This window comes from Alteromonas sp. ABH4_456 (genome assembly GCF_056160645.1).
Genome location: NZ_JBSWXO010000004.1, coordinates 295,868 through 310,652, shown reverse-complemented (window position 1 = coordinate 310,652; position 14,785 = coordinate 295,868). Strand labels below are relative to the sequence as shown.

The window sequence follows — 14,785 nt, the reverse complement described above, 5'->3', positions numbered from 1 at the left end:
GGGCGTAACCCTCAAATTTCAATAAAAATTAATTCAGTGACAGCGGGACAACGGGCAAATCCAGTGTAGCAAGCTGTGGCGCCAGTGTCTCAGCATCCCCTACCACAATAATTTGCATCTCGTCCAAATTCAATTCCCGCTGCGCCACAGCATTCAACCTGTCCGTTGTCATATTCCTGATAAGGCTGGTCTGGGTTTCACGGTAATCATCTGCCAGATCGTAGGCCAGCAGTTGACGCAGAAATGCTACCTTGCTGTTCGGCGTTTCGTATTCCAGCGCATCACTGAGCGTAAAGGCGTTCTGCATGAAGCGGAGTTCTTCTTCCGTCATGCCCTGCTCTCTGTACAGCTTAATTTCTTTCATCATTTCTTTGATGGAGTCAGCGGTATTTGCCGCCGTCACATTTGCATGGGCTTCAAACCAGCCCAAGGTTTTACCGCCAATGAAAGACGTGGACGCACCGTAGGTATATCCCTTATCTTCCCGCAAATTTAGATTAATGCGGCTGTTAAATGCTCCGCCCAGCGGGAAATTCATCAGTCGGGCCAGAAAGTAATCGCCGGTTGCATCGAAGGTCAGCGCCCGTTTCACCAGATATACCACCGACTGTACGGCCTGAGGATTATCTACAACGAAGATCTGTGTTTTATCATACTCAGGAAAATCACTGAACACAGGAATGGTGTAGTCCGCAGGCTGCCACGTTGACAGGAAAGATAAAGCAGAAGCCATCTGGATCTGCGTTAAATCACTGACTGCCACAATAGTGGCATGGGACGGCGTGTAGTACTTGCTGTAGAAGTCTTTAATGTCAGCCAGTTCGATATTAGCCAGCGTTTCAAGGGTACCGGAGGCAGGCAGGCTTACCCGGTTTTCTTCTCCGTACAGCACTTTTTCTTTTGCACGGTTTGCCAGGTAATCCGGATTACGCATACTTTGCTGCAGACTTTGCGCCATGCGTGCTTTCAGCCGGTTGAAATCCTCTTCATTGAATGCAGGATGAAACAGCTTTTCCTGCACCAAAGCCATGGTTTCATCCAGATTCTTTGTCAGCGACGATACCGACACCTGGGTGTAACGGCCGGACGCGCTGAAGCTTACCGAGCTGCCCAGTTTCGCCAGTTCATTTGATAACGCTTCGTTGGAGTAATTTTCCGTTGATTCGTTCATCATCGCAGCCGTGAGATAAGCCAGACCTGCCTTATCCTGCGGATCGAGTAGCATGCCGCCTTCCAGATTCAGCGTCAGTGTCACCGTTGGCGTTTCTGCGCTGGTTACACCAAGCATATCGATACCCGGCGCAAGTTTGGTTTTCCAGAACTCAGGCACATGCACCGTCGGCGCAGGACCCGCTTCCGGTACCACAGTCCGGTCAAACGAATCTTTAATTTCCGCCGTCACAACGTCACCGGCGGACTCATCAGCTCCGGGAATATCACGGGGCGGAAGCGTGAAGTTTTGCGGGGCAGCCGCCATTTCCGGATGTCCTTTAGGTACCACAGACACCGTCACAGCATGCTTGCCTTTAATATACTGACGGTAAACCCGCATAACGTCTTCTGCTGTCACATTACGGTAACGATCAAGATCAGCCTGAACCAGGTCAGGTTGGCCGTAAAAGGTTTCTCCGCCGGACAGGGCACTGACTTTACCCGATACACTTTGCAGACCGAAAATGGTTGATGCTTCAATCCCGCCTTTGGTGCGCTGAAGATCATCTTCATTAACGCCGCGGGTTTCAAACTCTGTCAGTGTTTCATCAACCAGCGTGTTCAGCGTAGCAAGCTTTTCTACCTTCTGCGGGTTCGCCAGTGCCAGTAACTGAAACTCGCAGGCCAGTTCACGACAGGGGTGAGAAACACCCGCCTGAACCGCGACGCCTTCTTTCACCAGGTTTTTATAGAACAGCGATGTTTTACCGCCGCCGAGAATGTCAGCGAGTACATCAAGGGGCGCTTCATCAGGGTGTCTGGCGTAAACCGTTGGAAACGTAATTTGCAGTAAAGGCAGATGCACTTTGTCTTCTAGCGTCACGTACCTGTCTTCCGTCAGGGTTACCGGCTGAGGTTCGGGATCTGCCACCTCAGGACCACGGGGCACCGAGCCAAAATATTTTTCCACCCACGCTCTGGTCTGCGCGACATCTATGTCGCCACCAATGGTCAGCACGGCATTGTTAGGACCATACCAGCGCTTAAAGAAGGCTTTCAGATCGTTTACATCAACCCGGTCGAGATCTTCCACATAGCCGATGGTAGACCAGGAATAAGGATGGCCTGCCGGATACAGGGCTTCACCATTTTTCTCAGACCGCAATCCGTAGGGTTGATTATCCACCCGCTGCGCCCGCTCATTTTTCACAGTATCGCGCTGGTTCTCAAACTTGGTCTGATTTACCGCCGGCAGCAAAAAGCCCATGCGGTCTGCTTCAAGCCACAGTACTTTTTCAAGCTGATTAGCCGGTACACTTTCAAAGTAGTTGGTCCGGTCTGTATTGGTGGTCCCGTTAAGAGTACCTCCGGCTTCAGTGATGATCCTGAAGTGTTCTTCATCAGCAACATGCTCTGAGCCCTGGAACATCATATGTTCGAAGAAGTGGGCAAAGCCGGACTTACCGACATCTTCCCGCGCACTGCCTACGTGATACGTCACATCCACGTGTACCAGTGGATCGGAATGGTCCTCATGCAAAATAACGGTAAGACCGTTATCCAGCGTATATTTTTCGTAAGGGATATGGACTTGCTGCTCCTGCACCGCAACGGTTGTCTGCTCAGCAGGCTTCTGAGACTGACATCCGCTTAATGACACTGCAACGCTCGCACACACTAAAACTTTTGTGGCCAGAGATAACGCCATCAGGCTTCCTTTTTTCATTGTAAGTTCGTCACTGTTAAGACAATCCGTCTTAAACAGGTCTGCCCCGTTGTGCCGGAACAGAATACAGATTGTTACTGAGACTACCAGAATTTGGCACAGAAAGCCCAGGTCTCCTTAACCCCTTTGTATCAATTTATTTATTAATGAAATACACTGGTGTAAACACCTGGAGAGACTGTATGGATTCTGCCGAAAAGATAATCAATCTCGAATTTGGCCTTTCTCAGTTAAGTGGGAATAAAACGCTGTTTCTGCGACTTTTGCAAAAGTTTGCCGACGAATACCAGCACGCCTCAGATAAACTTCAAACTTTACTCGATAACTGTGACTGGCAGGAAGCCAGAGTGTATATTCATACCATCAAAGGGGTATCGAGTAATCTGGGGATTAACCAGCTTCACCTGACCTGTAAAGAAGCAGAAAACGAGCTTAAAGCTCAGGAAACGGTGCCGGCTTCCCTCCCTGCCCTCAAGCAAACAGTGGTTGTTACCCTGGACGCTATCGCAACATTACAGGCTAATCCGGCCTTGCTTGACGACCTGCAAGCCGCAGAAGCCGCTATGAATGCGCCGGCAGCCGGTCATCAGGACAGCGAGCCTGCTGTAGCCACCGCCGGTACCGCTAGATCTCCGGCTTCTGCTCCGCAAACCGGTCAGGCGCCTGCAGCCTTTATTCAGGCGCTGGAACAAAGTGAATTTATTGCACAGGACCAACTGGACAGCTGGCTGGCCGCCACCACGCCGGATCCGGCATTACAACAAACCCTGCGCGATGCCATTGACGAACTTGATTACGATACCGCACTGAACCTGATCCGTGGATAGCCCCGCAACCTCTGTCGGGATGTGTTTTGAACATCCCGACTTCTATGTCATTCATAAACCTGTCGGCATGCCTATGCACGATGACGCGCTGGGCGTGATACATGCTGTCCGGGCACTCACCGGTGAACAGCAGCTTTACTTATGTCACCGTCTCGATACTGTGACTTCGGGCTGTCTGTTGATCGCCCGTAATGCTTCTGCAGCCGCACAGTTAAGCGGACTGTTTGCCGGTCGTGACATACAGAAATATTATCTGGCCATCCTTTCGGGAAAACCGGCGAAGAAACAGGGCACCATAGCCGGTGATATGAAAAACCGGCGCCGTGGACAGCATGTGCTGATGAAAACCCGTGACAACCCTGCTGTCACCCAGTTCTTCAGTTATCACCGGGCTGAAACCGGACGCATTGCGCTGGTTAAACCGCTTACCGGGAAAACCCATCAGATTCGTGTTGCCATGAAAAGTCTGGGTGCGCCTATTCTGGGTGACACGTTATATGGCGGCAAAGAAGCTGACCGGGTATATCTGCACGCGTGGCAATTACACTTTTGCTATAACGGCGAGGATTTCAGCATCACCTGTACGCCTGAGGAAGGCTCACACTTTGTCTCTGAGGCATTTTCCGGCTGGCTTGCGGAACAACCGGACAACCGGTCACTGCCCTGGCCATCTTTCACCCTGCCGGAAATAAAGAGCCGGTAATGTCAGTCAGGCTCTGTGTTATAGGCAGCGGCGCTGTAGGTTCACTCTTTGCTGCAAAGGCACTGGAAGCCGGCTTTGATGTCACCCGTGCAGTGAGACAGCCCCGCTCTGGTGCACAACAGACCACCGTAAAAACGGTGACATTGCAAAATGACAGCACGGTTTCCTTGCCTGACGCCATTATTACTCCTGACAGTCCGGTGGATATCCTGTTCGATCTGATTGTTATTCCTGTGAAGGTTTATCAACTGAAAGAAGCGTTGACACAGTGGTCTCACCTTTTCACGAATAATACGCCGGCCTTGCTGCTGCAAAACGGTATGGGAGGAGATGAAATCTTTCGTTCTGTTTTGCCTTCTGTGAGACTTTATCAGGCAACCACCAGCCACGGCGCTCTGCGTCAGCAGAACGCTGTGCGCCATACCGGTTCTGGTGAAACGCTGGCAGGCCCGGCAACAGGACTAAACAGGAATGACAGTACGGATGAAAAAGTGTTTCGTTTCCTTGAGCAGGCATTTCCGCCGGTAACACGCTGCGACAATATTGCCCTGGCTCTCTGGCAGAAGTTGTCTGTCAATCTGGTGATTAATCCGCTCACGGCACTGCATAACATCCGCAACGGGCAACTTCTGGAGCCGGCATATGACGCAGTGATTTCATCGTTATGTCGCGAAACCAGCCTGGTCATGCAGGCTTGCGGTTACAAGGAAAGTGCAGACGTTCTGAAAAACCGTGTATTACGGGTTGCCGGGGCCACAGCGGCTAACTACTCCAGTATGCATCAGGACGCTGCTCACGGTCGCCCGCTGGAAACCGGCGCGATTACCGGATACCTGTTAAAGAAAGCTGCAGCGCATCACATTCCGGTTCCCGCTCATCAGTCTTTGTTTGATGCACTGACAGACCGCTTTCCGCCTTAATCGATTTCGTGGGCGACCTGCCCGTGAGCCAGCATGGCAAATAACCCTGTCCCGCCGGCAATATTCCCCAGCAGCGTGGCAAAAATCAGCGAGCAGAGTTGGTACAGTGTGACTTCCCCCTGCATCGCAAGCAGGAACAATTCCGTAGACCCGGCAATCACGTGGGTGAAATTCCCCATAGCAATGAGATAAGTAAACATAACGATGACGAAGAAAGCCGCACTCTGCACCGACGGTTTCATCCAGACAATACCGGCAATAATGAAACCTGAAATGACCCCGTAGGAAAAGGCCTGCCCGAATTCCAGCTCCACATAATGTCTTGAAATAGCGTTCATCCCCTCGATGTATTCCGCCGGCACGGTATGTAACTGATACATTAACGTCGCGGCCAGTAATGTACCCGCCATGTTGGCGGCAAACACGATAGCCCACAACCTTGCGGTGCAGCCAAGCATGGCAAGAGAGCGGTGGTTAAGCAGCGGTAAAATGACAGTGAGAGTATTTTCAGTAAACAGTTGCAGACGGCCCATGATCACAAGAACAAAACCGACGGTATACCCGAAGTTCTCCAGCGCAAACTGGTAGTCTGAACCTTCAAACACCGTATGCAGAATGCCCTCTGCAAGTACTGAGGTTGATATGCCAATGCCGGCGGCCACACCGGACCACCACAGCGACATACCCGGCCGCTCAAGCTCTTCAAGCCCCTCCCGGTGAATTACCGCATACAGAGAAACTGAACTCAGACTCTGGTGATCACGCACATCCTGTTCTTCTTCCTTAGTAAGCGGCGAGTCAACATGACGCTCGTCTTCGTGTTTCTCTTTCCCTGTCATATCCGGTTCCTGCAAAAGTGTTCTTAAATACGTCTTGTTACGAGTGATACGACGGGCCGGAGTAAAGCGATTGAATCAAAGACATAAAAAACGGTATGGGCTTTCGCGCATACCGTTTTTTTAGCAAACAGCAGAGAAATTTATTCCTGTACTTCCGGCTTCATGTGCGGGAACAGGATAACGTCTTTGATTGTCGGGCTGTCAGTGAACAGCATCGCCAGACGGTCGATACCGATCCCCTGACCCGCTGTTGGCGGCAAACCATATTCCAGCGCACGGATGTAATCTTCATCGAAGTGCATGGCTTCATCATCGCCGGCATCTTTTTCTTCAACCTGCTTACGGAAACGGGCTTCCTGATCTTCAGGATCGTTAAGCTCGCTGAAACCGTTCGCCAGTTCACGGCCGCCTACGAAGAACTCGAAGCGGTCAGTGATGAACGGGTTATCGTCGTTACGACGAGCCAGCGGAGACACTTCCCACGGATACTCAGTGATGAAGGTAGGCTGGATGAGTTTCTCTTCAGCTGTCGCTTCAAAGATTTCACAAAGGTACTTACCTGCACCCCAGATTCCGTCTACTTCAGGCTCTTTAATGTGCAGCTGTTTCGCCATGGCTTTCATTTCATCAAAGTGCGCTTCCGGGTCGCGGATAGCCGCCTCGTTGGCTTCTGGCCAATATTTCAGGATAGCCTCGCCCATGCTCAGACGATCGAAAGGCTTACCAAAATCATAGCGGGTTTCAGACGTCACTTCGCCTTCGCTGTCACGGGTAGTATTAACCAGTTCTGTCGTGCCAAGAATGTCCTGAGCCAGCTTGCGCAGCATGTCTTCAGTCAGGTTCATCAGGTCATTGTAATCAGAGTACGCCATGTAGAACTCCAGCATGGTGAACTCAGGATTGTGACGGGTCGACAAACCTTCATTACGGAAGTTACGGTTGATTTCGAATACCCGCTCGAAGCCACCCACAACCAGACGCTTCAGGTACAGCTCCGGTGCGATACGCAGGTACATGTCGATGTCCAGCGCATTGTGGTGAGTCACGAAAGGCTTGGCCGTTGCACCGCCCGGAATGACCTGCAGCATAGGCGTTTCCACTTCCATAAAATCACGCTCGGTCAGGTACTGACGGATGCCGTTAATCAGGGCACTGCGGATTTTGAAGTTGCGGCGGGTATGTTCACTGGTGATCAGATCCACATAACGCTGACGGTATTTGGTTTCCTGATCGCTCAGACCATGGAATTTCTCTGGCAGCGGACGCAGTGATTTGGTCAGCAGTTGCCAGTTTTCCATGTTCACGTACAGGTCACCTTTACCTGACTTGTGCAGGTCGCCGGCTACACCGATGATGTCACCGATATCCAGACTACCGAATTTCGCTTTAATTTCTTTTTGTGTTTCTTTGTCGGCGTAAGCCTGAATACGACCGGTCATATCCTGCAGCAGCAGAAACGGACCGCGCTTGGCCATAATACGGCCGGCAACGGAAACCTTATTGCCCTGTTCCGCCAGTGCTTCTTTTTCCACTTCACCGAACTGCACCTGCAGTTCTTCAGCGTAGTTTTCGCGGCGGAAGTCATTAGGGAAACCATTTGCACGGCAGTTTTCCCGAATCGCGCTCAATTTAGCCCGGCGCTCGGCAATGAGTTTATTTTCGTCGAGTTGTTGGTCGGTCATAACCTGTTCACTTTTAAGTGTAATTTACAGGCCAGATTTCAAACTGGCTTGCAGGAATTTATCTAAATCACCGTCGAGGACGGCTTGCGTATTACGGGTTTCTACACCTGTACGTAAATCTTTAATACGGGAATCGTCCAGCACATAAGAGCGGATCTGGCTGCCCCAGCCGATATCAGACTTGTTATCTTCCAACGCCTGCTTCTCAGCATTCTGCTTCTGCAGCTCAAACTCATAAAGTTTGGCTTTCAGTTGCTTCATTGCCTGATCTTTATTCTTGTGCTGTGAGCGGTCATTCTGACACTGCACTACGATGCCCGTGGGTTCGTGGGTAATACGAACCGCAGAGTCCGTTCTGTTAACGTGCTGACCACCTGCACCGGAGGCGCGGTAAGTATCAATACGTAAATCAGACGGATCGATATCGATTTCAATATTGTCATCAATTTCAGGATAAACGAACGCAGAAGAGAACGACGTGTGACGGCGGTTTCCGGAGTCAAACGGTGACTTACGTACCAGGCGGTGTACGCCGGTTTCCGTTCTCAGCCAGCCAAACGCATACTCGCCTTCAAAGCGGATTGTGGCACTCTTAATACCCGCCACTTCGCCTTCTGACAGTTCGATAATTTCTGTTTTGAAGCCGTGTGCTTCACCCCAGCGCAAATACATACGCAGAAGCATATTGGCCCAGTCCTGAGCTTCCGTACCACCGGAGCCCGCCTGCAAATCGATATACGCATCGCAGGCATCGTTAGGGCCTGCGAACATACGGCGGAATTCGAGGACTTCCAACACTTCAACAAGGGAATCCAGTTCAGATTTCGCTTCTTCGAAGGTTTCTTCATCTTCCGCTTCGATGGCCAGTTCCAGAAGGCCTTCAACGTCTTCAGCACCCTGTTCGAGCTTCTGAATGGTTTCAACCACCTGCTCCAGGGCTACTTTTTCTTTCCCTAAGGCTTGTGCGCGCTCAGGCTCATTCCAGACGTCCGGGCTTTCAAGCTCACGGTTAACTTCTTCTAAACGTTCAGACTTCGTATCGAAGTCAAAGATACCCCCTAAGTGCTTCAGAGCGCACCCGGATATCTGCTATGGCATTTTTGACAGGATTTACTTCAAACATGATTTCGCCAGGAGATAAATTAAAAAACAGGACGGCGGATAGTACCGAATCTGGCGGGATTTTGATAGTAGGCGTACCGGGAATCAGGCGAATTTCACCAGATTTTCAGTGGTTATGACCGGTTACGGCGAAGGGATGTGTCCGGCAACTGCTATGTAGCCTTTACCGGACGGTATAAAAACAAACAAATCTGATGATTTTACAAAAACATGCCGCCGGAAATTTCCACGCGCTGACCGGTCATCCATGCGCAATCATCACTGAGTATTTTGGCGATTGCCGGGCCGATATCGGAAGCTTCCCCTACTCTGCCCTTAGCCGTTACACTGCTGACAAACTGGTTCACGTCCGGGTTGTCTCTTACCGTACCGCCAGCGAAATCTGTGGCAATGGCACCCGGTGCGATGGTGTTTACGCTGATCCCCCGGCTGCCCAACTCTTTTGCCAGGTACCGCGTCAGTACTTCCACACCACCTTTCATCACTGCATAAGAACTTGAGCCGGGCAAGCTGAACTGGGCCAGACCCGATGAGATATTCAGAATATGTCCGTTATCTTCAATATCACTGAGCAGTGCCTGCGTCAGAAAGTACGGTGCTTTCAAATGCAAATCTGACAGGGCATCGAACTCTTCCATACTGGTTTCGCTGAATGCTTTATGCAGTCCTGTGCCGGCGTTATTTACCAGATACTTCAGCTTGCCGCCCCCGAAGTGTTGCTGCAGGCAAGTACGCACGGTACTGATAAATAAAGAATAATCGCTGAATTTCGTTGCATCAAACTGCAGCGCCACGGCCTTTACGCCCCGCTTTTCTGCTTCAGCAACCACATCCTTTGCAGCGTTCTCGTCGTGAACAAACGTGAAAATGCTGTTCACCCCTTTGTTTGCCAGAGCCAGTACTGTGCTGCGACCAAGGCCACGACTGCCACCGGTGATCAGTGCGGTATCACTCATAGTTATTTCCTTACTGTGTCCGCCTGATTTAAGGCGGAAATTAATGACAGGTTCAGAGTATCGTTCCGCACTATATTGATAAACAGGGCAAATAAAGACACACTGTTCACATAAAATGAACAATGAGAAGTGTGATGGACACTGTAGAATGTATGCGCCGTTTTCTTGCCGTGGCTGAAACCGGTAGTTTTTCTCAGGCAGCCAGCCAGATGGATGTGCCTAAATCCGCGGTGTCATCCTCAGTGACAAAACTGGAAACCCGTTTGCAAACCCGCCTGTTTCACCGCAGTACCCGCCAGGTCACGCTGACAGAATCCGGCAGACAATACCTTCCTGAGTGTCAGCGTATTCTGGCCGATCTCGATGCAGTAGAGAGCCAGTTACAGGACGATGCCGGCCAGCTGACCGGAGACATTGTGGTAGATATGCCGGGCCGGTTATATGCCTCCGTTGTCGCACCGAAACTGGCTGAGTGGTTCCGCCTGCACCCGAAAACCCGCATCCGCCTGCTCGGCGCGGACTATCGCATCGATCCGGTGAAGGAAAGCGTGGATTGTGTGATCAGGGCAGGAACGCTTAAAGACAGCGAACTCATCGCCCGCCCGCTGGGTAATTTTGTGATGGTGAACTGTGTCAGCCCCGCTTACCTGAAAGCATATGGACACCCTGCTTCACCGGCTGATCTGAGCAATCATTTCGTAGTGGGCTACTCACCGGATATGCGCCCCGCTGCAGATTCCTTTGATTATTTTCACAACGGGCATAACTATCAGGTAGCGATGACAAGCCGGGTATCTGTGGCCACTACAGACGCCTACCTGACCTCTTGTCTGGCGGGACTGGGAATCATTCAGGTGCCTCATCACGGGGTTAAGCATTACCTGGCCAGTGGCGAGCTTGTAACAATTCTGGATGATTTTACCTGCCCGCCCCTGCCACTTTCCGTGGTTTACACATCGAGACGTCACATGCCTAAACGAATCAGCACTTTCATAAACTGGCTCACAGAGCAGTTTGCCTGATGCGGCGTACAAATTTGACCGGAAACAAAAAACCGGCAGACGCCACAAGCGACTGCCGGTTTCTCTGATATCAGCGGAGCCTGATAGACTTACATTTTTTCCAGTGTTTCGATTCCCAGCAGGCTCAGACCCTGTTCCAGTGTATTGGCCACCAGAGCAGCGAGTTCAAGCCGGCTGTTACGCACTGCTTCATCAATACCGTCTTTCAGGATCGGGCAGGCTTCGTAGAAACTCATGAATGCGCTTGCCACATCGTACAGGTAAGTACACAACACGTGAGGCGTTGCTTCACGGGATACCAGACCAATCACTTCTTCAAATTGCAGTAAAAGAACAGCAAGTGCATGCTCCTGCTTTTCAGTAAAGGTCATTGCACCTTTCAGATCTGCCATCGCAATACCGGATTTACGGAAAATACTCTTAACGCGGGTAAAGGCATATTGCAAATAAGGCGCTGTATTGCCTTCAAAGCTCAGCATGGTGTCCCAGTTAAACACGTAATCCGTGGTACGGTTTTTACTTAAGTCAGCGTACTTAACAGCACCAATACCCACTTTACGGGCCACTTCAGCCAGCTCAGCTTCTGACAGGTCATTGTCCCGCTCGCTGATGAGTTTGCCGGCGCGCTCTACCGCTTCGTCAAGTAACTCAACCAGTTTCACCGTACCACCGGTACGGGTTTTAAATGGCTTGCCGTCACTGCCAAGCATCATACCGAAAGGACAATGCTCGTAAGTCTGTTCTGCTTTCATGAAACCGGCCTTACGGCCCACAATTTCAGTTTGCTTAAAGTGCAGCGCCTGGCGGGCGTCGGTAAGAATAAGGGTACGGTCAGCGTTCAGTTTGCCGCTGCGGTAGCGCATAGCTGCAAGGTCGGTAGTGGAATACAGGTAGCCGCCACCGGATTTTTGCACAATGTACACTGCCGGATTCCCTTCTTTGTCCGCCAGTTCAGGAATAAACACAACCTGCGCGCCCTGATCTTCTACCGCAATGCCTCTTTCTTTCAGGTCACGGATGACATTCGCCAGATCATCATTATAGGCAGACTCACCCATAATATCGTCACGGGTCAGACTGACATTCAGTTTGTCATACACTTCTTCGCTGTGCTGAACGGATACATCAATGAACTGTTTCCACAGCGTAAGGCACTGCTCGTCGCCCCCCTGTAATTTCACCACGTATTCACGGGCACGGTCTGCAAAGCCCTCTTCTTCGTCGAAGCGTACTTTCGCTTCACGGTAAAAGTCTTCCAGATCAGACAGTGCGGTTTCCGCAACCTCACTTTCCAGCTTGTCTGACAGGTGTGCCAGCAACATGCCGAACTGTGTCCCCCAGTCGCCCATGTGGTTCTGGCGGATAACCTTATGACCAAGGAACTCCAGCACTTTTACAACAGCGTCACCGATGATAGTGGTACGCAGGTGGCCCACGTGCATTTCTTTAGCAAGGTTCGGGGAAGAGTAATCCACCACAATGGTCTGCTGGCTGTCTTTTGCCACGCCCATGCGGGGATCATGCAGTGCCAGTTCACACTGATTCGCAAGCCACGAATCGCTGAGATGCACATTAATAAAACCGGGGCCTGCCACTTCCAGCTTGCTGGCAACGTCATCCAGGTTAACAAGCTCAACAATTTTCTCCGCAATGTCACGGGGCTTTTGTCTTAATTGTTTCGCCAGTGCCATCGCACCGTTGAACTGATATTCACCAAATTCAGGCCGCGAACTGCGTGCCACTGGCACCAGCGCATTTTCAGCACCTAATTTTTCCAGTGCTTCGCTAAAACGGCTGACTAATAAAGCATGTATGTTCATCGTTTCTTCGTCTTCTGTCTGTTCTTAATGTTCGCGGGTTTCTTTGAATTCGATATCCGGGTAACGCTCTTTAGCCAGTTGCAGATTCACCATAGTGGGTGCAATGTAGGCCAGGTTGTCACCGCCATCCAGCGCCAGGTTTTGTTCTGCTTTACGGCGGAACTCATCCAGCTTCTTCGCATCTTTGCTGTATACCCAGCGGGCTGTACTCACACTGATATGTTCGTAGATTGCATCTACGTTATATTCCGCTTTTAAGCGGGCCACAACCACATCAAACTGCAGTACACCTACCGCACCGACGATCAGGTCATTGTTGATCAGAGGACGGAAAACCTGCACAGCACCTTCTTCAGATAACTGGATCAGTCCCTTAAGCAATTGTTTTTGCTTCAGAGGGTCTTTCAGGCGGATACGCTTAAACAGTTCCGGCGCAAAGTTAGGAATACCGGTAAAGCGGAAATTATTGCCGGACGTGAACGTATCACCGATGCGGATAGTCCCGTGATTGTGCAAACCGATAATATCGCCGGCATAGGCTTCTTCCAGAAGTTCCCGGTCACCGGCCAGGAAGGTCAGCGCGTCAGAAATACGGACGTCTTTATTAATACGTGAATGACGCATTTTCATGCCCTTCTCGTATTTTCCGGAAACAATGCGGCAGAAGGCAATACGGTCGCGGTGTTTAGGATCCATATTTGCCTGGATCTTAAATACGAAACCACTGAACTCAGGCGCATCAGCACTGATTTCACCGTCTTCTGTCTGGCGTCCCTGCGGCGCAGGTGCCCACTCAACCAGACCATCCAGCATATGGTCAACACCAAAGTTACCCAGTGCAGTACCAAAAAATACCGGTGTCAGTTCCCCTTCAAGGAACAGTTCCTGATCAAACTCGTTAGACGCCCCCTGAACCAGCTCCAGTTCGTCTTTCAATGTTTCCAGCAAACCGCTGCCAATAGCTGTTTCAAGTTCCGGATTATCCAGACCTTTGATAATGCGTACATCCTGAATCATGTGACCCAGACCGGATTTATACAAAATCACTTCATCACGGTGCAGGTGATAAACACCTTTGAATTCTTTACCACAGCCGATTGGCCAGGTCACCGGCGCGCACAGGATTTTCAGCTCGTTTTCAACTTCATCAAGCAACTCCAACGGGTCGCGGATATCGCGGTCAAGCTTGTTCATGAAGGTAATAATAGGCGTATCGCGCAGACGGGTAACTTCCATCAGCTTACGGGTACGATCCTCAACACCTTTTGCCGCATCGATAACCATCAGACAGGAGTCAACGGCAGTCAGTGTGCGGTAGGTATCTTCAGAGAAGTCTTCGTGTCCCGGCGTATCCAGCAGGTTCACCAGATTTTCACGGTAAGGGAACTGCATGACCGAGGTCGTGACCGAGATCCCCCGCTCTTTTTCCATTTCCATCCAGTCAGATTTGGCATGCTGACCGGACTTCTTCCCTTTCACGGTACCAGCTTTTTGCAAAGCTTGTCCGAACAAAAGGACCTTTTCAGTAATGGTGGTTTTACCCGCATCGGGGTGACTGATAATCGCAAACGTACGGCGTTTGCTGATTTCGCTGGTTAGGTTACTCATGGATATTCTGATCTGTCACTGTGTGAGGGTAGACGCGGGTTCAGAGCTTGCGGGCGGCGCCACCTTGAATTTCAAAAATTGGCGCGCATGATACCAGAATTGAGAAAAATTGCCGCCCTTTTCTCTACGGGAGAAATCCGCGGGCGCATTTGCACCAGCGTATTAAAAATTTGTACGCCGGAGGTCTTACTTTTTCTTCTCCGGTGTGGATTTATCGTATTCCACCAACTCTTCTAATGCAGCCCCGGGCTCCTCTTCCCCGGCGACAGAATCGAATTCTTCTTCATCATGACGAAAGTCTTCTTCCGCCAGCGTGATTTCCCGTTCATGTTCACGGGCTTTTTTATTGCTGTCAGCCATCATATTCACCTGCTAATTGAATAAAACACATTCTTGTTAATTATACGT

General features: G+C 50.7%; 12 protein-coding genes. 4 read left to right on the top strand and 8 right to left on the bottom strand.

Features of this window, described 5'->3' with window-relative positions:
• Positions 1-28: 28 nt before the first annotated feature.
• Complete coding sequence (locus tag ACXAG2_RS08875; RefSeq protein ID WP_474866229.1) at positions 29-2,860, bottom strand: M16 family metallopeptidase; 2,832 nt, start codon at positions 2,858-2,860, stop codon at positions 29-31.
• Between the two features lie 200 nt (positions 2,861-3,060).
• Between ACXAG2_RS08875 and ACXAG2_RS08870 the strand changes: the two genes are divergently transcribed.
• From ACXAG2_RS08870 to ACXAG2_RS08860, 3 genes are read left to right on the top strand one after another with little or no spacing between them, the layout of a single operon-like run.
• Positions 3,061-3,705, top strand: coding sequence for an Hpt domain-containing protein (locus ACXAG2_RS08870; RefSeq protein ID WP_474866082.1), 645 nt, complete (start codon positions 3,061-3,063; stop codon positions 3,703-3,705).
• A complete protein-coding gene (locus ACXAG2_RS08865) occupies positions 3,698-4,408 on the top strand; it encodes a TIGR01621 family pseudouridine synthase (protein ID WP_474866079.1) in 711 nt (236 codons plus the stop codon). Before ACXAG2_RS08870 ends, ACXAG2_RS08865 begins: the two co-directional genes overlap by 8 nt.
• A complete protein-coding gene (locus tag ACXAG2_RS08860) occupies positions 4,408-5,328 on the top strand; it encodes a ketopantoate reductase family protein (protein ID WP_474866076.1) in 921 nt (306 codons plus the stop codon). Before ACXAG2_RS08865 ends, ACXAG2_RS08860 begins: the two co-directional genes overlap by 1 nt.
• On the opposite strand, the gene ACXAG2_RS08855 is transcribed toward ACXAG2_RS08860, so the two are convergent.
• The 4 genes from ACXAG2_RS08855 to ACXAG2_RS08840 form a co-directional block, all read right to left on the bottom strand.
• Positions 5,325-6,167 (bottom strand): formate/nitrite transporter family protein, encoded by an 843-nt coding sequence (locus tag ACXAG2_RS08855; RefSeq protein WP_303575305.1) that lies wholly within the window; start codon positions 6,165-6,167, stop codon positions 5,325-5,327. The genes ACXAG2_RS08860 and ACXAG2_RS08855 overlap by 4 nt on opposite strands.
• Before the next feature lie 140 nt (positions 6,168-6,307).
• Positions 6,308-7,849 carry a lysine--tRNA ligase gene (gene lysS / locus ACXAG2_RS08850; RefSeq protein ID WP_474866074.1) on the bottom strand — a complete coding sequence of 514 codons (1,542 nt, stop codon included), beginning with the start codon at positions 7,847-7,849 and terminating at the stop codon, positions 6,308-6,310.
• 24 nt (positions 7,850-7,873) lie between these two features.
• Positions 7,874-8,972 (bottom strand): peptide chain release factor 2 gene (gene prfB / locus ACXAG2_RS08845; RefSeq protein WP_303575307.1). Its coding sequence is split into 2 segments (ribosomal slippage): positions 7,874-8,896 and positions 8,898-8,972, totalling 1,098 coding nucleotides; the frame shifts between segments, so codons are not numbered across the junction.
• Between the two features lie 199 nt (positions 8,973-9,171).
• Entirely contained in the window at positions 9,172-9,927 is a 756-nt protein-coding gene (locus ACXAG2_RS08840; protein WP_474866072.1) for an SDR family NAD(P)-dependent oxidoreductase, read from the bottom strand.
• 134 nt (positions 9,928-10,061) lie between these two features.
• Between ACXAG2_RS08840 and ACXAG2_RS08835 the strand changes: the two genes are divergently transcribed.
• A complete protein-coding gene (locus ACXAG2_RS08835; RefSeq protein ID WP_474866070.1) occupies positions 10,062-10,949 on the top strand; it encodes a LysR family transcriptional regulator in 888 nt (295 codons plus the stop codon).
• An 89-nt stretch (positions 10,950-11,038) separates the two neighbouring features.
• On the opposite strand, the gene argS is transcribed toward ACXAG2_RS08835, so the two are convergent.
• The 3 genes from argS to ACXAG2_RS08820 form a co-directional block, all read right to left on the bottom strand.
• Positions 11,039-12,769, bottom strand: coding sequence for an arginine--tRNA ligase (gene argS, locus ACXAG2_RS08830; protein WP_474866068.1), 1,731 nt, complete (start codon positions 12,767-12,769; stop codon positions 11,039-11,041).
• Positions 12,770-12,793: 24 nt separating this feature from the next.
• Complete coding sequence (gene prfC, locus ACXAG2_RS08825; protein ID WP_474844718.1) at positions 12,794-14,377, bottom strand: peptide chain release factor 3; 1,584 nt, start codon at positions 14,375-14,377, stop codon at positions 12,794-12,796.
• A 186-nt stretch (positions 14,378-14,563) separates the two neighbouring features.
• Positions 14,564-14,740: a hypothetical protein gene (locus ACXAG2_RS08820; protein WP_474866066.1), complete on the bottom strand. Its 177-nt coding sequence runs from the start codon at positions 14,738-14,740 to the stop codon at positions 14,564-14,566.
• Between the last annotated feature and the right edge of the window lie 45 nt (positions 14,741-14,785).